This is a genomic window from Methanoregula sp. (assembly GCF_049686655.1).
GTDB lineage: Archaea > Halobacteriota > Methanomicrobia > Methanomicrobiales > Methanospirillaceae > Methanoregula.
The window spans coordinates 1-19,243 of the sequence record NZ_JBAVIG010000065.1; the positions used below are offsets into that span (position 1 = coordinate 1).

Genomic DNA, 19,243 nt, shown 5'->3' on the forward strand with positions numbered 1-19,243 from the left:
GGCGCAGGCCTGGAAAGCCTGTGGTGCGAAAGTGCCTCGGGGGTTCAATTCCCCCCCTCAGCGTTCCTGTTGTTTTTATGGTTTTGAACAGGGGGGGTCTCCGGTATACCCCCCCCACAGTTCCGGAAAAAATCGTGCCAGCCCCCTCCCCCCTCTTTAAAATCCGGCGGGGGGCCCCCTACCCACCCCTCCGTGCACCGGAGGGGTACCCACCCCCCTCGTCTGCATGAACAACCGTGATAGTTCGCGTGGAAGTACAGACGGTGGAGCACATTTTCAGTACTTCCGGAAAAACGGGGAGAGGGGGTTCCCAGCCCCGGATCCGGCCCGGGAACCGGAGAGGGGTGGGTACCCCCCCACGGGAGTTACACCGGGATCTGATCCCTCATCGGAACCACCAGCTGGATGAGATCCGGTGCATTCAGCGGTTCTTCAGGCATTCGTTCGCAAAGGCGCAGTACTCCGGAACGACCTCAAAACCAAGGAAATGCCGGTTTTCCTGCTGTGCCACGACCGCCACCGTCCCCGATCCCAGGAACGGGTCGAGCACGAGGTCGCCGGGGTTGCTGGAATAGAGCAGGATCTTCCGGACGATCTCCCGTGGGAGTTTTGTCGGGGTCTTCATCTTGCCCTTCCAGTACTCCCGCTGGATGGTCCAGACATCCTCGGGGTAATGATCGAGCTTGTTGAAGGTGTACTTCTTCGGGTCTTTTACCACGAAGAGAATGTGGTAATGGCTGGTCACGTACTTTTTCTTCGTGAAGACGCCGAACTGGTACTTCCAGATCAGGTGGTTGACCGTAGTCAGTCCAGCGGCATCCAGCCCTTCAAGGATGTCACGGAGCCGGTTCCAGCCCGAGAAGACATACATGCTCCCGGTCGGTGCAAGAACCCTGGCCGCCTCCGCCATCCACAGTCGGGTGAACGTCCCATACTCTGCTTCCGGGATCTCGCGGTACCCTTCGAGGACATTCGCCCCCTTCCGGTTATAGTTGAGCCGCTGTGCCCGGAAGTCGATCGCGAACGGGGGGTCGGTGATGATCAGGTCCACGGTCCCATCGGGGACCTGCGGAAGGAGGTCCAGTGCATCTCCTTCATGAATCCTGTCAGGCTCCGGCCCACCCGTCCCGCGTCGCATTCAGTGCTTCCCGAAGGCGTCCCTTCCCATCTCGAACGCCTTCGTGTTGATCTCGACCGTTTTCTTCGGCACGAGCCGCCGGACGGATTCGAGAAGCGTGGCCGGTCTGAGGGGCATCCACGCGGATGCCGCACCGAGCATCACTACGTTCTGCGAGAGGGGGCTGCCCGCATCAGATGCAATCCTGTCCGCATCGAGCAGGCAGAGCTCGTACTTCTTCAGCCCGGAAATGATCTCATCCTCCGAAGGGGCTGCAAGTTTCTGCGTATAGACAGAGGTGGGGAGGACCATATGACTGTTCACAACAATTTTGCCGTCTTTTTTAAGGAAGTGGGAGTACCGGAGCGCTTCGAGCAGGTCGAACGAGATGAGCAGGTCTGCCTGCCCGGGCGCGATCAGGGGGCCGAACTGCCCGTCGATCCGGATGTGGCTCTCGACCGAGCCGCCGCGCTGGGCCATGCCGTGGGTCTCCGCACCCTTTACGTGCCGGCACTCGATCAGGCAGGCTTCGCCGAGGATATTGGAGGCAAGGATCGTGCCCTGTCCCCCAATCCCGACGATCAGGATATCGTAACTGCCGGTCATTTCTTGCTCTCCCGCACGATTGCTCCCACAGGACAGAGCTGGACGCAGACCGCGCACCCGCTGCACAACTCGTTGATCTGTGCCTTCTCATCGGCAAACTCGATCGCGGGGCAGCCGAACCGCACGCAGGTACCGCATCCCGTGCAGGCCTCCGGATCAACCGTGTATCGCCCGCGTTTCACTCCGGCGCGGCGGGCCGTGATGACACAAAGCTGCTTGGCGATGATCACTTTCACACCGTTCCGCTTCTTTGCCTCCTGCAGCGCGTTCACCATGCCGGTCATGTCATAGGGATCGACCGTCTCGACAAATGTAACCCCGCAGGCCCGGCAGAGGGCGTCGAGCGATACGGGCGGCGTTTCAACACCACAGGCAGTCTGGCCGGAGTTCGGGTTCGGCTGGTGGCCGGTCATTGCCGTGATCCGGTTGTCGAGGATTACAACGGTCATGTTTGCGCCGTTGTAGACCGCGTTGAGGAGCCCCTGGATGCCGGTATGCAGGAACGTCGAATCACCAATCGTGCAGACCACGTCGCGCTTCTCGCCGGAATGCGCGATGCCGCTCCCGACCGTGATGGATGCGCCCATGCAGATGGTGGTGTCAACCACCCCGAGCTGGAGCCCGAGGGTGTAGCACCCGATGTCGCTCGGGTAGATCGCATCTTTGAACACCTTCTTGATCGCATAGAACGCCCCGCGGTGCAGGCAGCCGGCACAGAGTATCGGGGGCCGGGGGGGCAGGTTCGGGAACGGTTCCGAGGGGACGAACGGGCTTGCCCTCAGGAATCCCGCCTTTATCATGATCGCAGCCACGGCAGCCGGGGACAACTCACCCTCATAGGGTGCGTAGCCGTTCTTCTTCCCGAAAACAGGTACACAACCTGCAACCTGCCGCACGGTCTCCTCGACTTCAGGAGCGAGTTCCTCGATAACGAGCACTTTCTCGTGTTTCCGGACGAAATCCCCGAGCCATTCCTCATCGATCGGGTAAGCGCCGATCTTCATGAAGGAGATATCTTCAGGGAGGAACTCCTGCACATAGGTCGCCCCGATCCCGCTCGCGATGATCGCCGTCTTCCCCCGGATCTCGTACCGGTTGAACCCTTTCTCTACCAGCCGCTTCCGTACCTCCGGCTGCTTCTCGTTGAGTTTCTTGTGGAGCACGCGGGTATGGGCCGGGATCACCACGTACTGCCGGGGGTCCTTGTGGAATTCGCCCGTGCGTGTGCTGGCAGCGGCAGGCTGGAGCGCGACATCGCCCTTTGAGTGGCAGATACGCGTGGTGGGCCGGAAGAGCACGGGCAGGCCGAACTCCTCGGAGAGTTCGAACGCGGCGGGGATCATGTCATGCGCTTCCTGCACGCTGGCGGGGTCAAGGCAGGGGATGCGGGCGAAGTGGGAATAGCACCGGGTGTCCTGCTCGTTCTGGGAACTGTGGGCGAACGGGTCGTCCGCGCTCAGGATCACGAGGCCGCCGGTCACACCGGTATAGGCGCTCGTCATCAGAGGATCGGCTGCCACGTTCAGCCCCACGTGCTTCATGGTGCAGAGGGCGCGGATGCCGCACCATGCGGCTGCCAGGGCATTCTCCAGCGCGACCTTCTCGTTCACCGACCATTCGAGATAATACGGCCGGTCCTGCTGCATGCGCAGGGTGTCGATCACTTCAGAAGACGGTGTGCCCGGGTAGCCGCAGACAAAATCGACTCCGGACTCGACGCACGCATGCGCAATCGCTTCATTCCCGAGGAGATATTTTCGTACCATGATCCCAGTTCCGTATTAGTACCGTGGTTTTTTTACACATATCCCTATCTGTACACGGTCCCTGTCCGGGGAACACAGGATCCCGGCCCCGTATTCACAACCTATAAAAACTCTGATGGAGTAGTTATTAGGGTAAATTCAAGGCAAACTTTTGGGCCCGTAGCATAGCCCGGTGGTGCGCCCGGCTGATAACCGGGAGGTCATGTGTTCGAATCACATCGGGCCCATCATTCTTTTCACGTTTTTATATCAGAGAGGTTCCTCTCTGCGCACGGAGTGGCTGGATACGGCCCGGCATGCCCGTATTTTTACTCTCACGGTAAAAAGCGACTTTCCAGAAAATAGTATCCAGGCAGGTCCTGACCGGACGACCGTGGGGCGGGAATTTTTAATGATGTATTTGGTCACCAACCATTCCCTTACCGGATCTCTCCGGGCAATCGGTTGCACTGATGATGCCAGCTGCCTCCCGTTGGTTTTTTTGGGATTTTCGGGAACACCCGTGCCATGATCGCGGCAAGGATAAAGAAACCGATGGTAACAAGGACAATTGACCCGCCCGGGGCGAGGTTATACATGAATGACAACTGCAGTCCTGCAACAACCGAGAAAACTGCTACACCGCATGCAGAGAGCACAGTCTGCCTGAACGGCATCTTCAGTTGTATCATCGCAGATGCCGGGATCACGATCAGGCTTGATACCAGGAGTACACCGACAAGCCGCATTGCGACTACTACGGTTAAACCGGTCAATATCGTGAAAACAAGTTCCAGTGCCGGCACCGGCAGCCCTGAAACCCGTGCGAACTCCGCATCAATCGTGATCCCCACCCATTCCTTCCAGAACAACAATAAAATACCGATGACAATTACTCCAAGACCTGCGGCGAGGTAGAGATCGGTCTGGTTTATACCAAGGATTGTCCCGAAAAGAAACGACAGGACGTCAACAGCCACATTTTGCGTGATACTTATAAGAATAATACCAATTGCAAGCCCTGCTGCAAACATGATCGCTATTGCCGCATCCGAGGCCACCCGTAATTTCCCAAGGGCGTGTATACCCAATGCCCCGAGAACCACACCGACCACCGCAGTGTATAACGGATAAATTCCCGCGAATAAACCAAAAGCAATACCGCCGAAGGCTACATGACTTAACCCGTCTGCAACGAGAGAGAGCCTCCGGAGGACGAGAAACACCCCGATGCTCGAACAGGTGACTGCGACGATCAACCCGCCTATCAAGGCGCGGACTCCGAACTGGTAGGATAAAAATTCAAGGACCATGATCTCTTCTCAGGTGCTTCTGCCTGCCTCTATCATCAGGTTCCACAGGCCTTCTGCATTCAGGTTCGCAGAGGGACCATCGTAGATCACCTTCCTTTGCAGGAATATGACCCGTTCAACATGCGCTGCCAGGTCAGGCAGGTCGTGCAGGATCATCAGGACGGTGATCCGGTGCACTTTGTTCAGGTGAGTGACCAGTTTATAGAATTCCTGTTTGCTCTGTGCATCCACACCGTTGGTCGGTTCATCAAGAGCGATGATATGTGGCCTGCCGACAAGTGCCCGGGCGATCAGGGTCCTCTGCTGCTGGCCGCCGGAGAGGTCGGAAAACAACTCATCCTGCACATTTTCAAGACCTGCTTCTGCGATTGCATTATCGACTGCCTGCTTACTGTCGGAGTTCATGCGCCTGAATAGTCCGATCTGGCCAAAGGTCCCCATTTCAACGACCTCACGGGCAGTAACCGGAAATCGTTCCTGCCGGATTATCGGGTTCTGGGGTACATAGCCGATACAGGGCCTGCAGGGGGTCATACCCTCACATTCATCGATATGGCAGGTGAATGAAACGGTCCCCTTGTCAGGCTTCATGAGGCCGACCATGATCTTCATGAGGGTGGATTTTCCCGAACCGTTCGGCCCGGCAATTCCCACGAGCTCCTCCTGGCGGATCGAGAGAGAGATATCTTCGAGGACAGTATTGGCCCCGTAAGCAAACCAGACATTGTCCAGGTTGAGACAGACCTGTTCACTCCCGGAACGTATCACTGGCACACCATCGCTTTCTTCATTTCCTGCAGGTTGTTCTCCATGATCGCCACGTAATCGGTATCCTCAGCCGTCAGGGGACCCGCCGGGAGTACCTCCATTGTGGTGAACGGGTACACGGGAAGATTGAGTTCGGCAGATACGGATTTACTCAGGTCTTCTGCCTCATCCGGCTCCGCGAGTACTCCCCGGACATTATCTGACTTTGCCTCGCCGATGATAGCCGACATCTGCTGCAGGGAAGGTTCAGCATCGGGGTTCATCCCCGCAATGGAGATCGGTGTCAGGTTATACGCCGCCGCAGTATAGTCAAGGAAGGCATGAGAGCTCAGGAACGTTCTGGTGGAGCAGTTTGAAAACCCTGCCTTATAGTCGGAATCAAGGTGTTCCAGTCGTTTTTCAAATGCTGCAGCATTATTCTGGTAATCGGTCGCATTTTCCGGGTCTGCTTTTGATAACTGCTGGGCTACGTAGGGTACATAATACTCTGCGAGCTGCGGCGATAACCAGAGATGCGGGTCCTCTGTCAGGTTCGGGAAGTCCGCGTACTGGCTTTTCATCTGGTCATATACAGGTCCCGGGATGGCATCGGCAAAGGTCACGAGTTGTATATCAGGGTTTGTCGAGGCGGCAAGATCTGCTGCCCAAGGTTCGAGGAACGGCCCGTCATAGAAGAAAATCTTCCCGTTTTTGAGAGCCACGGCATCGTCCGGTGTCGGCTCATAATCATGGGGATCGGCCCCGGGAGGAAGTATCTGGGTAATTGTTATATGATCTCCGCCAACGGGGGCAACGAGAAGCGTGAACGGGCGAAATGACGTGATTACCAGTAATCCACCACGGGAACCAGTACCTGCAGCTGATGCTGATCCTGAGACGCCGGTATTGGATAAGCCTCCTGTGGTATTATCTGCGGATACCGCACCCGGTTGATGAGATCCCTGTGAACTGCTCGTGCAGCCGGTTGCTGCAACGAGTACAATGATGATTACCAGAGCCGCGATCGGCAGAATCAATTTATATGGTCTTTGCACCATCCGGATCACAATCCTTCGCATGCACTTGTGTGCCCTTTCTGCAAATCTGCTTCGCGGGTTGTGCATATAATAGTTGTGAGAATTTTGGACATCACCCAAATTTCAATATCAGTTCCTGCTGAAAATACTGTTCAGCCGTATCTTCGGGATAATGTCGAAAATGCCCAGACTGATCAGGTAAGATGTACGTGACGACCGTTCCTTTTCCCGGCCTCATGCCCGGAGACAACCATCATCATGCGTGATGTCCCCGCATATACCCTTGTTGGGATGCCCCATGGCCCTGCACATCTGATCGATTGCATCTTTTGATACGAAACTCTCAAACCTTGCGACCTCAAGACAAGCCTGATCATGCGAAAGGCCAAAATGCGTCAGCGCCAGCGCGAGTATCCTGTGTCTTTTTACCAGGAATTCTGCCATGATTGTTCCTTTTGCCGAAAGAGATACCCCATGATAGGGCGTGTAAACCAGGAGTCCGTCATCGGCAAGTTCAACAATTGTTTTTGTAATAGTTGAAGGGTCTACACCAAACCCGGCAGCCAGGTCATTCGTCTTCACAGGGCCATTTTTCCCGTTCACGAATTTGATATATTCTACTTTCTTTGGCGAAAGTTCAAGCCCGGTATCCCTGCTCATGGTGACGAGGTTATCGGGTAAACCAGAAAATGTTTGCGGTTGCTCCAAAGATCTCCGGTGCACCGGATGATCTGGATGCCATAATCCTCCATCGATTTCCGCTTCCGTTTCTTGTATTTTGACCATCGACGGGGGAGTTGTTATAACGTAAGAAAGCGGCCACCAACTGCTATCCTGTCAGAATCTCCACCCACAACAAATAAAAAAGTCAGAACAGTAAAAAAATAAAAAAAAATTCCACGATCTCTATCCGGAATTTCTCCCGGTCAAAGATGATTAAAAAAAATTACTTTACCCGCGCAAAGATATAGTCAAGGACTGTTTCCAGCGCACCGACCAGTTTCTCTTCGCCCTCGAGATAGTCATGCATTGCCCGGTAGAGCATGAACATGACATCGTACCCGTACACTTCTATCGCCTTGCGGGCATCGATTGGGTTGAGGAAGGAGTCCGTAAGGAACCCGTCGAAACTGTACATCAGTTCAAAGAAGTCGCCGTCCTCAGAGAGCACGCAGAACTGGTCGGTGATCTCCTTTGTCGGGTTGTCCGGACGGAACCCCGCAGGGTCCGCCTTCCCGAGAATGATCATCTTCTGGGGATAGTATGCGGGATCATAAATCTCGCCCTTGGTGTCCTGCTTGCCCATCCTGAGCATATTGAGCCCTACCACATTCACTACAGGAACTGCTGACTTCGACATCTTCTTCAGGAGCCTGGCATCGTTCTCCTTCACAGTGGCAGTCAGGGACTTCTCTTTGGTGTGCAGCTCATCGATCTTCTGCATCAGCCTATCAAACCCGGTCTCGATCTCATCCATGGTATTCACCGTATTCTGCGCGATCACGTATGCTACGTTCACGTTCTTTAAGGATAAGAGATGTTCCTGCAGTAGCAATAAAACCCCCCGGTACCGATCAACGCTCCATTCCGGGATCAGGCAACACGTTTACCAATAAAAAAATATTTCCGGTCTTTTTTCAGGATTACCCGTCCTTCGGAGCCGACCGGCAGGTCCTCGTTGATCACGATCCCGAGGTATCCCGGGGATCTGGCCATAACTGATCCCTCCCGGACCGTTTCCGTAACAAGAAACGGGACTTCCGTCCCGAGATACTTTGCATTAACCTTTGCATAGATCTCCCCGGCACAGTCTTCCATATGGCGCGAACGGTCTTTTTTGACAGAATCCGGGAAGTCTTTTTCGCTGGCGATGGGGGTGAAAGGGCGGCGGGAATACCGGGTCACGTTCACTTTACCTGGCTGTACGCGCCGGAGAAGAGCCAGCGAGGCAGAGAAATCCTCTTCGGTCTCACCGGGAAATCCGACGATCATGTCAGTCGCGATAGTGATCTCCGTGAATCGTTTCCGGAACGCAGCAACAATCTCTTCGAACTCTGCAACCGTGTACCTCCTCCCCATCCACCCAAGGACCGCATCGGAGCCCGACTGGACCGGGAGATGGATGAATCTGAAGATATGGTCACCGGCAAACGCGTCCACGAGCTCGTCGAGAACGGGGAGTACGGTCGCCGGGTTCATCATCCCCACGCGGACCCGGTGCCGGCCCGGCACGGCATCGATGGCCGCAAGGAGGGCGGGAAGCGAGTTGTTGGTGTCAGATCCCCACGCGCTGACGTCCTGGGCCGTGAGCTGGATCTCCGCAGCACCAGCCTGTACACTGGCCCTCACCTGTCCGCAGATCTCCTCCGCGGAAAAACTCCGTATCGGGCCCCGGGCAAAGCGGGTGAGGCAGTACGTGCAGGTACCAGTGCAGCCCTGCGACAGCTGGACAATCCCGATACTGCCCGGGGCCATGGTACCGATCTGCCGGTACCGTTCGTAAATGGCCTCCGGAGAGATGATGGAAGGAGTGCAGACAGTGAAGATCGCGTCACGCTGGACAGCAGGCATGCAGCCGGCAACCCAGAGTTCGTGGTCCCGGAGGGCAGAAAGCCTGCGCAGCATACGCCTTTCTGTAGAGCCCACTACCGTGCAGGTATTGACGATCACCGCATCCGCATCCTCCGGGCAACAGGCGATGGTGCAGCCCTGATCCCTCAGGATCTCGACCAGTTTTGCCGTATCCCCGAAGTTGTACCGGCACCCATAAGTCTCGATGAAGACGCGGCGGGAGCGGAGGCGGTCCAGCTCATCCGGGCCGGAGGCTAAGCCTTTTGGCCGCTTGCGGGGGTCGGGGGTATGCCGGGAGATCATGATCCGGTTCCTCAGGGCGAATAGTGGAGAATATTGCCATGCCGGCGGTATATGTGTTTGTTAAATCACAACCCTTAACCAATTGCACCCATAATCTGTTTATTATGATGAAAATCGGGCTGCTTGGCTGTGGAAATATCGGGCACATCATCGCCCGGCACTCCGGCGGCTTCACGATCGCAGCCGTATACGATGAAGTGTACGCCAGGGCTTCTGAGATCGCTGCGATCTCCGGTGCAACCGCCTACCGGGATTTTTCCGGGTTCGTTGCCGCCGATTTCGATATCGTTGTGGAGGCGGCTTCCGTCAGCGCAGCGAGACTATTTGCAGAAGATATCCTTACGCATAACAAAGATGTGGTGATCATGAGCGTCGGCGCCCTCACCGACACCGCGTTCCGGGAGACCCTCCGCAGCAGGGCACGCGAACACGGGAAGAAAGTCTATATCCCGAGCGGGGCGATCTTCGGCCTTGATAACCTCAAGATCGGCAGGATCTCGACGATCAGGAGGCTGCTCCTGAGGACCACGAAGAGTCCCGCTTCGCTTGGCATCAATACACAGGAGCGGCGGCGGATATTCTCGGGAAAGGCAAACGAGTGCATCAAGGCATTTCCCAAGAACGTCAACGTCTCGGTTGCGATGAGCCTTGCCGCCGGTATGGACACCGATGTCGAGCTCTTTGTGGACCCGGCCGTAGATCGTAACGTGCACGAGCTGTTCATAGAAGGGGACTTTGGCGAAACCTACATCAGGGTCACGAACTTCCCTAGCCCGGACAACCCGGCGACCAGTTACCTTGCCGCCCTGTCAATACTGTCGCTCCTGGAAAAGATTGACGACCCGATCGTTGTCGGGACATGAAGGAGCCACCACGCATGACTGACGGGCTGCATCTCGATGAACTGCTGGAGTTCCTCAAAGAGGATGTGCCGGCCGGGGATATAACCTCGGACGCGGTCATACCGGATGTTTCCTGCACGGCCATCATCCGGGCAGAGCACGACGGGATCATTGCCGGCATGGCGGAAGCGGCAGCGCTCTTCTCCCATTTCGGCGTAGCAGTGACATCCGAAAAAAAGGACGGAGTTCCCGCTATGGCCGGGGACGTGATCCTCCGGCTTTCCGGGAAGGCAAAAGCGATCCTCCTCGTGGAACGTACCGCCCTCAACATCATGGGGAGGATGAGCGGGATTGCCACAGCAACCCATACACAAGCGGGTGTTGTCCGGTCGGTCAGCCCCGGATGCCGTGTGGCTGGGACCCGCAAGACCTGTCCCGGGTTCCGGAGATTCGATAAAAAAGCGGTACTCGTCGGTGGCGGGGACCCTCACCGGATGAACCTGAGCGACGGGATCCTGATCAAGGATAACCACCTTGCCGTGGTGCCTCTCGAAAAGGCAATCAGGGCCGCCCGACAGCACTCGACGTACAAGAAGATCGAGGTCGAAGTGGAGTCATCTGCCGATGCAATACGTGCAGCGGAAACAGGTGCCGATATCATCATGCTCGATAACATGACACCGGGACAGGCAAAGGAGACCGTATCTGCGCTGGAGAAACACGGGCTCCGGGACAAGGTCATCCTCGAGATCTCCGGCGGGATTAATGAGGCCACGGTCCGGGACTATGCCGCATGCGGGGTCGACATCATCAGCATGGGCGCCCTGACTCATACGGTGAAGAATTTTTCATTCAGCCTGGAAATCCTGCCCGCGTAGATCGATCATCCTGACCTGGCAAACGACAGTTGTTTCTTGTGAAACATGCGATGCCCGCTCTCTTTTCTGTGCCCGTTTCCGAAAGGATCGGAAAAAGGAAAAGGTTAATGGGGAGTAGTAACGCATGGGTGGCTACTGAGATGCTGGATGGCGGATGCAGAGATAACTGCTGCCGGTGCCGGTTCCCGTGAACTGACACCGGAAGAGATGGCGGCAGAGGCAGCGAAGAAGAAGCAACGGGTTCAGAGACTTATTGCGCTCCTCAAAGATTCCAATCTCAACTTCCGCTGGCATGCAGCCGAGGCGCTTGGTGCAGAGCATGACACGGATGCGGTCGAACCGCTGATTGCTGCGCTGCATGATCCGTATGTGGATGTCCAGTGGCTTGCGGCGAAATCGCTCGGGCAGATCGGTGACCTGCGGGCGCTGGAGCCGCTCCTTGCTGCAACAACCTCGGAAGATAAATGGCTCCGTGCCGGCGCTGCGTGGGGGCTCGGGAAACTCAGGGATTCACGGGCCGTAGACCGGCTGATCATCCTCCTGAAGGACAAGAAAACACGGGTGCGGAAGGACGCTGCATGGGCACTTGGCAGCATCGCGGATGAACGGGCAGTTCCCGGTCTTACCGAAGCACTGAATGATATGGATGAAAGTGTCCGGGATGCGGCGCGGAAAGCCCTCTCTGACATAAATATCAGGCGCGGCCAGACGAACGTAAGTGCCGGGCCAAAACCCGCATAACCAGCACAAGAAACCAGGCGGGATCTTTTTCCGCGGAAGAAACAGCAGAGGATGATGCACCGGATTGTTGTATCAGGAGGGTGCGGCAACGTGGATATCGTCCCGGGAGTTCACCACGATCTCTTTTTTCCCGCGATACGTCTGGACGGTCCCATATGCCGATATCACATCCCCTTCGTGCAGGGTCAGGTTCCGGGCAGCTTCCGATGGAATAAATATCGAGATGTTATTTACCTGGAGGATGAGATGCCCCCCGTTCGCAAGTACACTCGCCTGATCAACCGTACCCTCAACGATCACCAGTTCCCCGTCAGCAGTTGTGCTGGAAAACGAGTGGGCAAACGGCTGTTTGCCGATCGTACTGAGGACCACATGGGCGGCAAGTACGGCAACCGCCACACCTGCAAGAAGGAGCAGGGCCACGCGTTCCTGGCGCATGAACATGATCGAATATGGAGAATGGCGGCATATATTACCGACAGGTTGATATGTTAACAGTGTTAACATTATCATCATGTATCCTACAACCTTACCACCCTCCTCGAAGACGGTGCTTGAAATACTTGGAACAGGCGGGGCGATGACCCACAAGGACATTGTCCAGAAGAGCCACCTCGCGCCGCGGACCGTCCGCTATGCATTAAAGAAACTCAAGGAACGCGAACTGATCATCGAGAAGTTCAACTTCCGCGATGCACGCCAGATCATCTACCAGTTCAGGACTGCCCAGTCAGCTAAGCCGCAGCAGGCCTTTGCATGACTAAGCATACCTGTACCCTGATGCACTGCGATACTATGGTCCGGAATCTCCTTCCACCCATGCGGGCGGAGATGGTGGTCCGGCTGGTACAAAAGCAGGGCCTGAGCCAGAGTGATGCAGCCAGGAAGCTGGGTGTCACGAGGGCAGCAGTCTCCCAGTACATAAGCAGGAAGCGGGGTGCAGGCGAAGTCGCGATCTCCACAGAACTGGATCTGTTAATTGACCGCTGGGCGCTTGCCGTTGTCACCGGTGAGAGCGACATCAATTTATGTGACGTCTGCCAGTGTGCACTCAAAAAATTTTAGAAAAACCTGATCCTTTTCATCATTCCCACACTCTGCACTGCTGCAGAAAAGACCGCTTTTCTCATGTCCGGTGACGGCGATACCACACTACGAGCAGCAGCACGATCAGTACGCCGGCGGCGATGAGCTTGACGTAATCGGTTTTCTGTTCCGATGTGGCTACGGCCGGGTTCCAGTCATCCTCGAATGCAGCACGGAAATACCGGGCCACCCCGGGATGTTCGATGATGACGCCTGCCTCGCGGTTGAACTGCGGGGAGTTGCTGTTCCAGTTGATGCTGCTGACAAGCACCTTTTGGTCATCGACGATAACACCCTTGTTATGGATCGTCGTGATCCGGCTTACCCGGAGATTTGCACACCGCGCTTCAAGAGGGACATGCTCAGTCGCGCCGATCCGGTTGATGAGCGCGACCATCTCGTCGTTGTCGTTGGGTCCTTCCGTGTCGTACCAGGAGGAGTCCAGGAGAACCCGCACACGGACACCCCGCTGTGAGGCATTGATCGCCTCCGCAAGGTACGGGTTGAGCGTGAGCGGTGTCTCGTTCTTGATATACATTTCCTCGATCTCGACAGTCCTGTCGGCAGACGCGATCAGACGGGTGATCTGGTCGCTGGTATCCGGCGCAAGCACCGGTTTCACCGTTGCCCCCTCAAATTTCATGGGAGAAAACTCAGCAGGGCGTTTTTCAGAAGACGGTGATTCGAGGGGCCCGTATGACCCGTTATAGGGCACCGTGGATGGAGCGGCGAGATCCATGGTAAACACCGTTGAGAAATAACCGGCAAGCCCCGGGTCTTCCAGCATCACCCCCCACCCCCGGTTACCGGTCGTCCCCGTTGATGCAAATCCGCTGTACTTGAAGTTCTCGCTCGCGAGCAGGACAGCGCGCCGGTCGATGACCAGGTACTTCGCGTGATCATAACGGTACGGCGCGTGAACATCCTTCGTGGACACCATCGCGTATACCGGGATACCGCTCCGGTTGAGTTGGAAGAGAGCTGCACGCTCTTCCTTTCCGATGCCTCCTACGGGGCCTCCCTCGACCAGCATCGTTATATTGACGCCACGCCCGTTCGCCCCGGCAAGCGATGCTCCCATGGAGGGGCTGGAGAACTCGTACACGTTCAGGAGGATCTCTTTTGACGCGGTACTGACGACTCCAGAGAACAGTTCATCGGAGCAGTCCGGCGAGACAAACGTGGTCACGGTAACGTTCCGGAACTCTGCCGGAGCAAAACGCGATTGCCCGAGCATGAGGGTGCGCCGATCCCACACGCCGTCTTCCAGGTAATGCACCTGGCCTTCACGCGGCTTCACATCGCGGGGCCAGGCAACGGACTGGACAAGGTCAGTGCCATCATACAAGATCAGGGAATCGTTGGCATTGGCCATACAGAGAGGCCTGCCGCCGATCACATCCGGGATATCCGGCGATGAATCCAGCCATTCAAAGTCCGGGGCCGTCCCGTGGCTCTGCCGGTAGGCCTTGCCGTTCCTCGCGATGGTGAGATCGCCGTTGATCACGGTACCGCACGGGAACCGGAATCCCCCATTTCCGTCAGTTATGCTGATCATATCCAGGGACCCGTTCCCGGAAAGGACAATATACTCATCCGCATCATCATGAAGGTACGGATCAGGACAGAAACCAGTGATCCGTACCTGTGCTCCGGCATACCCGGTACAGCAGAGCAGCAGGATCAGCACAAGCAACCGGCGCATACAGTCAGCGTGTGCACATATTCCATATATATTATACTAAGTATTCTTAAGATGACATGACCACGTGCCGCTATAATTCCCCGGAACCAGCGCAGGCACCACTCGTAGTGAAACTAGGGGGCAGCCTGTACGCGAGGGTTCCCGGGATTGTTTCTGTCCTCCGTACCGCGGAGCGCCCCCTCGTTATCGTGCCCGGTGGCGGACCCTTTGCCAATGCCGTACGGGAAGTCCGCGCAGATAACGATACAGCCCACTGGATGGCCATCGCTGCCATGGAGCAGTACGGCTGGTACGTTGCATCGCACGGGATCACGGCAACGGATTTGCTTAGAATCCCGGACCGGCCCACCGTTCTTCTCCCGTACCGCTGCCTGCGGGAGCATGACCCGTTCCCCCATTCGTGGGACGTTACATCGGATACGATCGCGGCATGGGTGGCAGGCACGCTCGGGCTGGATCTCCTGCTCCTCAAATCGGTGGACGGTATTTCGGCGGGGGGCATACTTCTGGAAACCGTCAGCACACCCCTGGAGACGAACGTGGTGGACCCGGCATTTCTCCCGTTTGTCCTTGAGAAAACGATTGCAACATCCATTATCAACGGTACAGACCCGGAACGAATACGGAAGTTCCTTGCCGGGCACCGGGTCCCGGGCACGCGGACCGGTACAACCTTTTAAAGGTTCTAAGAGAGATACTATAGGAATCCTTGGAGGAGCAATAATGTCCGATAAGAAGTGTACATCCTGCAGCGCTCCGCTTGCAGAAGAGGGGGCAACGGAATTCGGATGTCCCGCGTGCGGTGTTAAGATCAACCGGTGCTACCGGTGCAGGGAACAGAGCATTCCCTACACCTGCCCGAAGTGCGGATTCGGGGGACCGTGATCCATGGGTAGTGTCGCAGTGATCATGCGGGTCATGCCCGAGTCGCCGGAAGTCGACCTTGAACAGCTGAAAAAAGCCCTCAAGGAGAAACTCCCCGGCATCCAGGACATCAAGGAAGAGCCCATCGGTTTCGGGCTCAAGGCAATCAAGTTCGTTGCTATTGTCAATGATGCGGGTGGAGAAACCGACGCGCTCGAAAAGACCATCGGCACCCTCCCGGGTGTCGAGCGGGCAGAGATCATTGAAGTTACACTAACCTGAAAAACAGATTATCACATTTTTTCTTATTCTTCGCACCAGTACTACGGTTCAGTATTCTGTTCCAGTGCTTCAAGCACTTCTTTTGTGCTGGCCCGGATTTTTTCAACCGATTCCCGGAAGGCGATAACTTCCGACTCATCGATCCGGATCGCGATAGGAAAAACTCCTTTGCGGTTGATGCGCGCAGGAACACCGATGCAGACATCGCCGATGCCGTGTACTTCGCTCTTGATATATGCAGATACCGTGAGGATCCGGTTCTCGTCAGAAAGTACGGTCCTTACGAGCGATGCGATCGCTTCACCCGGCCCGTATACGGTGGAGCCTTTGTTCTGGATGATAAGCTGGCCGCTGGTTTTAACCGCATTGATAATCTCCTGGACGGGCAGGTGCGAAAACTCCGGCAGGTTGGAGATCTTGATGCCGCCGATGGTTGTTGCAGACCAGAGCGGGACAAGGCTGTTGCCATGTTCGCCGATGACGCGGGTGTGGACCTCGCTCACGTGGACATGGAAGTACGCGGCAATGAGCGACTTGAGCCGCATCGAGTCAAGATGTGTCCCAAGGCCGAAGACCTGGCTGGTTTTCAGCTTCGAGTATTTCAGGGCCACGCTGGTCATGACATCCACGGGATTGGTGACCACGAGGATCTTCGTTTCCGGGGCTACCTGGCCAATCTTCTCTGCCATGGGCGCAATAACCCGTGCATTGCCCATTGCAAGATCGAGACGGTCCTGTCCCACCGTGCGTGGCGTGCCTGCAGTGATTACTACTACATCGGACCCGGCCACGTCATCAAGACTGGTAGTCCAGGTGACGCGGACGTCGGTCCCCCGGGCAGCAAACGAGTCCCCGAGGTCCTGGGTGATGCCCTTAAGAAGAGATTCCCTGCCTTCCCTGCCATAGAGAAGGATCTGGTTCGCATGCGGGATTGCTGAAATGGCGTGTGCGGCAAACGTGCCGACGTTGCCCGTTGCACCGATGATAGTCACTTTCGCCATGGTAATCGTAAACGGGGACGTGTTATCGGTCGACTGTACGTTACAACATTCACCAGCGCATTCATCCTCCGCCCCGTTACCCCATGGGCGCCGGATGTCTACGGTAAGTCTGCTCCCTTCCGGGCCTGAACCGGTCCCCGCAGCGACAGGTCGCCATTCCCTCCGGAATTTTGATACCTGGCCATCGACCTCATGGGACGAGGTTTCTCAGTCAGAACGCACAGGATCCAGCAGGCCGTTGCAGCCTCAGTCAAACTTCGCCCCCCGCGTACCGACGGTTTCGGGTTACAAGTGACGCCGAGCCACCCGGGCTAGTCCCCATATACCTTTGTGCACAGGCCAATAAATGCTTTTTATCGGAAAGGGCCGGCCCTCACCGGTATTACGGTGTAAAGATCTCCCCGCCCACCCGTTCCAGCCAGTCATGCCGGATCCTCTCCGTGGCTGCCCGGTCCTTCTTATCGAACAGGTCGAGAGCCGTGACAGGAGACGCCCCCCTGGGCAGGATCGCGGGCAGTTCCCGGAAATCTCCCTGGTACACTTCGATTACCTGATCGCCTTCGGTCTCTGCGATCTTCACCGGCTCCTTAACAACCGGATGTTTTGCCATATCCTCGATCTGCTCGAAAACCCGTACGCGCCGTATGTCCAGGTACTCCCGGTTGACTTCCAGGTTGAACGCGGACCAGAATGCCGAGGCATACCAGGCATCGTTCAGGACCACGTGGGGCACACCGAGACATGCTGCCGTAAGGCCCAGGGTGCCGACGCCCGAACACGCGTCAATAAAAAACCGGGCCGGCGGTTTTCCCACGTGCTGCTCCACTGACCGGATCTTCGGGTACCCTGCCCGGGGGAACTCGATATGGACCAGGGACTGCTGCTTGTACATCACGAGAGGGCCGGTTGCAAGGGGGAAGACATCCGCCCTGACATCACAGCCGGCCATGAGTTCGTAGACCCGCGGGACAGAATGCAGATCGGCAGCGGCAAGGCCCGGGACAAAGGCACCGGTCTTGACAACACCCCGCACTTCAGGGACCTGGTCAACCAGGCGCAGTGCAGTTTTTTTTGTGATAACGGGTGAGAGCAGGACAAGGGAATTTGCGGGAAGGAACGGCGGACGGTCCATCGCAAACCCCGGGTGGACGAGCGGGGACCCGGCTGCGATCAGCGGGTCTGTCCTTTTGAGAACTCCTTCCTCCACCATGATGCTGTAGATGTGAACGAATATTTCATCGATGAACCGTTTCCCGCAGGAACATGGCTCAGAAAATTCAAGGTCCGGGGGCGGCAGGCGCTTGTCCAGTGCCCGCATGCTGCAGTCTGCACAGGGCAGAAAAACTGTCGGCAGCGTGGCAAGGAGGTCCTTTGCAGACCTGGCGCAGTCTTGCCCGCACACGGGACACTTCATGCTGCTGATTATACAAGTCCCATGATACAAAGGTTGTCAAACGCAGCTCGCGGCCGCAATGCTCTGCAGGAAAAACGATAGCAGGATGATGAACGCCGGGGCAGTGGGCCCGAAGGGATTCGAACCCATGACCGCCCGGTTATGAGCCGGGCGCTCTAACCGGACTGAGCTACGGGCCCTTAAGCGCCCCCCACAGGGCTCGAACCTGTGACATTCGGATTAACAGTCCGACACTCTACCAACTGAGTTAGGGAGGCACGCTCAATGCGTCCTACTAGATTCTTTTTGAGTACGTTTAAAGGTAACGATAAGGAGGTCTCAGGCCGGCTTTTAGGAATACTGCCGGCCCGCCCCTTCACCCGGTCCGCTTCATACCCTCAAGGAGCCGGACCAGTTCGTCGAGGTCATCGTTGAGGTGGGCAAACAGCTCCACGGTCCTCGCGGTGACAACGGCACCATCAGGAGATGCGCGGATGTAGCCCAGCTGTTCCAGCACGTGCAGCGAATAGCGGATGCGATGGGAGGGGAGGTCGAGGAGCTCGGAGAGTTTCATGATCCCGATCGGCTGGTGATCTGCCACGGCCCGGGCTACTTCGAGGTGGCGGCTTACCAGTTCGATCTCGTCCTTCATCTTCTCGAGCATAACGTCCCGGTCACCGGCCCTTGGCCGGTCTCACTTAAGCTTCCTTTTCATCCGGTTGCTCATGAAGCCATGCCCTGGTCTCCAAGTATGCAGTCCGGAAATTGATGGCGAGGATCAGGGCCGCAATAAGCATGACCGCAATAAGAGGATAGCGAATCCCCGCGAACCGTTGCGGAAAGATGAACAGGAAGAGAATCGGCACAACGACAAGGAGGATGATTATATTCAGTTGTACGGCAAGGCGGTAGAATTTCATCCTGAACTGGTCTTTTGCGTTCTGTTCCATTGCTTGTACGTCAGCTCCGGAATAAAAGTACTTGACGTTTCACTGCATATAGAGTGGATCAG

General features: G+C 56.5%; 23 protein-coding genes, 3 tRNA genes and 1 other RNA gene. 9 read left to right on the plus strand and 18 right to left on the minus strand.

The window, feature by feature from the left end; genetic code table 11:
* Positions 1–421 precede the first annotated feature (421 nt).
* From WBL42_RS08455 to iorA, 3 genes are read right to left on the minus strand one after another with little or no spacing between them, the layout of a single operon-like run.
* Positions 422–1,138 (minus strand): DNA-methyltransferase, encoded by a 717-nt coding sequence (locus tag WBL42_RS08455; RefSeq protein ID WP_424720840.1) that lies wholly within the window; start codon positions 1,136–1,138, stop codon positions 422–424.
* Positions 1,139–1,723: an indolepyruvate oxidoreductase subunit beta gene (locus tag WBL42_RS08460; RefSeq protein WP_424720841.1), complete on the minus strand. Its 585-nt coding sequence runs from the start codon at positions 1,721–1,723 to the stop codon at positions 1,139–1,141. It lies immediately after the preceding gene.
* Positions 1,720–3,489, minus strand: a complete 1,770-nt coding sequence (gene iorA / locus WBL42_RS08465) for an indolepyruvate ferredoxin oxidoreductase subunit alpha (RefSeq protein ID WP_424720842.1) — start codon at positions 3,487–3,489, stop codon at positions 1,720–1,722. Before iorA ends, WBL42_RS08460 begins: the two co-directional genes overlap by 4 nt.
* A 153-nt stretch (positions 3,490–3,642) precedes the next feature.
* On the opposite strand from iorA, the gene WBL42_RS08470 reads away from it, so the two are divergent.
* Positions 3,643–3,716 (plus strand) — tRNA-Ile (locus tag WBL42_RS08470).
* 192 nt (positions 3,717–3,908) lie between these two features.
* On the opposite strand, the gene WBL42_RS08475 is transcribed toward WBL42_RS08470, so the two are convergent.
* From WBL42_RS08475 to WBL42_RS08500, 6 genes are all read right to left on the minus strand, one after another.
* On the minus strand, positions 3,909–4,781 hold the full coding sequence (locus WBL42_RS08475; RefSeq protein WP_424720843.1) for a metal ABC transporter permease: 873 nt from the start codon (positions 4,779–4,781) through the stop codon (positions 3,909–3,911).
* A gap of 9 nt (positions 4,782–4,790) precedes the next feature.
* Positions 4,791–5,555 (minus strand): metal ABC transporter ATP-binding protein, encoded by a 765-nt coding sequence (locus WBL42_RS08480; RefSeq protein WP_424720844.1) that lies wholly within the window; start codon positions 5,553–5,555, stop codon positions 4,791–4,793.
* Positions 5,546–6,565, minus strand: a complete 1,020-nt coding sequence (locus tag WBL42_RS08485; RefSeq protein ID WP_424720845.1) for a metal ABC transporter substrate-binding protein — start codon at positions 6,563–6,565, stop codon at positions 5,546–5,548. Before WBL42_RS08485 ends, WBL42_RS08480 begins: the two co-directional genes overlap by 10 nt.
* Positions 6,566–6,799: 234 nt before the next feature.
* Positions 6,800–7,225, minus strand: a complete 426-nt coding sequence (locus tag WBL42_RS08490; protein ID WP_424720846.1) for a metal-dependent transcriptional regulator — start codon at positions 7,223–7,225, stop codon at positions 6,800–6,802.
* Positions 7,226–7,511: 286 nt separating this feature from the next.
* Positions 7,512–8,120, minus strand: coding sequence for a hypothetical protein (locus WBL42_RS08495; protein WP_424720847.1), 609 nt, complete (start codon positions 8,118–8,120; stop codon positions 7,512–7,514).
* A gap of 38 nt (positions 8,121–8,158) precedes the next feature.
* The gene (locus WBL42_RS08500; protein WP_424720848.1) at positions 8,159–9,439 is read right to left on the minus strand and encodes a MiaB/RimO family radical SAM methylthiotransferase; all 1,281 of its coding nucleotides are present in this window, start codon (positions 9,437–9,439) and stop codon (positions 8,159–8,161) included.
* A 104-nt stretch (positions 9,440–9,543) separates the two neighbouring features.
* Here WBL42_RS08500 and nadX point away from each other — a divergent pair, with 104 nt between their 5' ends.
* The 3 genes from nadX (at position 9,544) to WBL42_RS08515 (ending at position 11,900) form a co-directional block, all read left to right on the plus strand.
* Positions 9,544–10,302, plus strand: coding sequence for an aspartate dehydrogenase (gene nadX / locus WBL42_RS08505; RefSeq protein ID WP_424720849.1), 759 nt, complete (start codon positions 9,544–9,546; stop codon positions 10,300–10,302).
* Between the two features lie 14 nt (positions 10,303–10,316).
* A complete protein-coding gene (gene nadC, locus WBL42_RS08510) occupies positions 10,317–11,159 on the plus strand; it encodes a carboxylating nicotinate-nucleotide diphosphorylase (RefSeq protein ID WP_424720850.1) in 843 nt (280 codons plus the stop codon).
* 147 nt (positions 11,160–11,306) lie between these two features.
* Positions 11,307–11,900 (plus strand): HEAT repeat domain-containing protein, encoded by a 594-nt coding sequence (locus WBL42_RS08515; protein WP_424720851.1) that lies wholly within the window; start codon positions 11,307–11,309, stop codon positions 11,898–11,900.
* Between the two features lie 72 nt (positions 11,901–11,972).
* Here the strand turns inward: WBL42_RS08515 and WBL42_RS08520 are convergent, their stop codons facing one another.
* Positions 11,973–12,344 (minus strand): hypothetical protein, encoded by a 372-nt coding sequence (locus tag WBL42_RS08520; RefSeq protein WP_424720852.1) that lies wholly within the window; start codon positions 12,342–12,344, stop codon positions 11,973–11,975.
* A 70-nt stretch (positions 12,345–12,414) separates the two neighbouring features.
* Here WBL42_RS08520 and WBL42_RS08525 point away from each other — a divergent pair, with 70 nt between their 5' ends.
* Positions 12,415–12,660: a MarR family transcriptional regulator gene (locus WBL42_RS08525; protein ID WP_424028436.1), complete on the plus strand. Its 246-nt coding sequence runs from the start codon at positions 12,415–12,417 to the stop codon at positions 12,658–12,660.
* The gene (locus WBL42_RS08530; protein WP_424720853.1) at positions 12,657–12,965 is read left to right on the plus strand and encodes a transcriptional regulator; all 309 of its coding nucleotides are present in this window, start codon (positions 12,657–12,659) and stop codon (positions 12,963–12,965) included. Before WBL42_RS08525 ends, WBL42_RS08530 begins: the two co-directional genes overlap by 4 nt.
* A gap of 61 nt (positions 12,966–13,026) precedes the next feature.
* Here the strand turns inward: WBL42_RS08530 and WBL42_RS08535 are convergent, their stop codons facing one another.
* Complete coding sequence (locus WBL42_RS08535) at positions 13,027–14,691, minus strand: phospholipase D-like domain-containing protein (protein ID WP_424720854.1); 1,665 nt, start codon at positions 14,689–14,691, stop codon at positions 13,027–13,029.
* Between the two features lie 56 nt (positions 14,692–14,747).
* Between WBL42_RS08535 and WBL42_RS08540 the strand changes: the two genes are divergently transcribed.
* Genes WBL42_RS08540 through WBL42_RS08550 form a run of 3 tightly spaced genes read left to right on the plus strand, consistent with a single transcriptional unit; the run spans position 14,748 to position 15,837 of the window.
* The gene (locus WBL42_RS08540; RefSeq protein WP_424720855.1) at positions 14,748–15,371 is read left to right on the plus strand and encodes a uridylate kinase; all 624 of its coding nucleotides are present in this window, start codon (positions 14,748–14,750) and stop codon (positions 15,369–15,371) included.
* A gap of 43 nt (positions 15,372–15,414) precedes the next feature.
* Positions 15,415–15,576: a zinc finger domain-containing protein gene (locus WBL42_RS08545; protein WP_424720856.1), complete on the plus strand. Its 162-nt coding sequence runs from the start codon at positions 15,415–15,417 to the stop codon at positions 15,574–15,576.
* A 3-nt stretch (positions 15,577–15,579) separates the two neighbouring features.
* Positions 15,580–15,837 (plus strand): elongation factor 1-beta, encoded by a 258-nt coding sequence (locus WBL42_RS08550; RefSeq protein WP_424720857.1) that lies wholly within the window; start codon positions 15,580–15,582, stop codon positions 15,835–15,837.
* Between the two features lie 41 nt (positions 15,838–15,878).
* Here WBL42_RS08550 and WBL42_RS08555 read toward each other — a convergent pair whose 3' ends face one another.
* The 7 genes from WBL42_RS08555 to WBL42_RS08585 all read right to left on the minus strand — a co-directional run bounded on the left by WBL42_RS08555 (position 15,879) and on the right by WBL42_RS08585 (position 19,181).
* Positions 15,879–16,838 carry a malate dehydrogenase gene (locus WBL42_RS08555; RefSeq protein ID WP_424720858.1) on the minus strand — a complete coding sequence of 320 codons (960 nt, stop codon included), beginning with the start codon at positions 16,836–16,838 and terminating at the stop codon, positions 15,879–15,881.
* 11 nt (positions 16,839–16,849) lie between these two features.
* Positions 16,850–17,160: signal recognition particle sRNA (gene ffs, locus WBL42_RS08560), an RNA gene on the minus strand.
* A 60-nt stretch (positions 17,161–17,220) separates the two neighbouring features.
* Complete coding sequence (locus WBL42_RS08565; protein WP_424720859.1) at positions 17,221–18,252, minus strand: hypothetical protein; 1,032 nt, start codon at positions 18,250–18,252, stop codon at positions 17,221–17,223.
* 104 nt (positions 18,253–18,356) lie between these two features.
* Positions 18,357–18,431: transfer RNA gene (locus WBL42_RS08570), tRNA-Ile, on the minus strand.
* Between the two features lie 5 nt (positions 18,432–18,436).
* Positions 18,437–18,509, minus strand: a tRNA-Asn gene (locus WBL42_RS08575).
* 98 nt (positions 18,510–18,607) lie between these two features.
* The gene (locus WBL42_RS08580; protein WP_424720860.1) at positions 18,608–18,895 is read right to left on the minus strand and encodes a hypothetical protein; all 288 of its coding nucleotides are present in this window, start codon (positions 18,893–18,895) and stop codon (positions 18,608–18,610) included.
* Between the two features lie 34 nt (positions 18,896–18,929).
* On the minus strand, positions 18,930–19,181 hold the full coding sequence (locus WBL42_RS08585) for a hypothetical protein (RefSeq protein ID WP_424720861.1): 252 nt from the start codon (positions 19,179–19,181) through the stop codon (positions 18,930–18,932).
* Between the last annotated feature and the right edge of the window lie 62 nt (positions 19,182–19,243).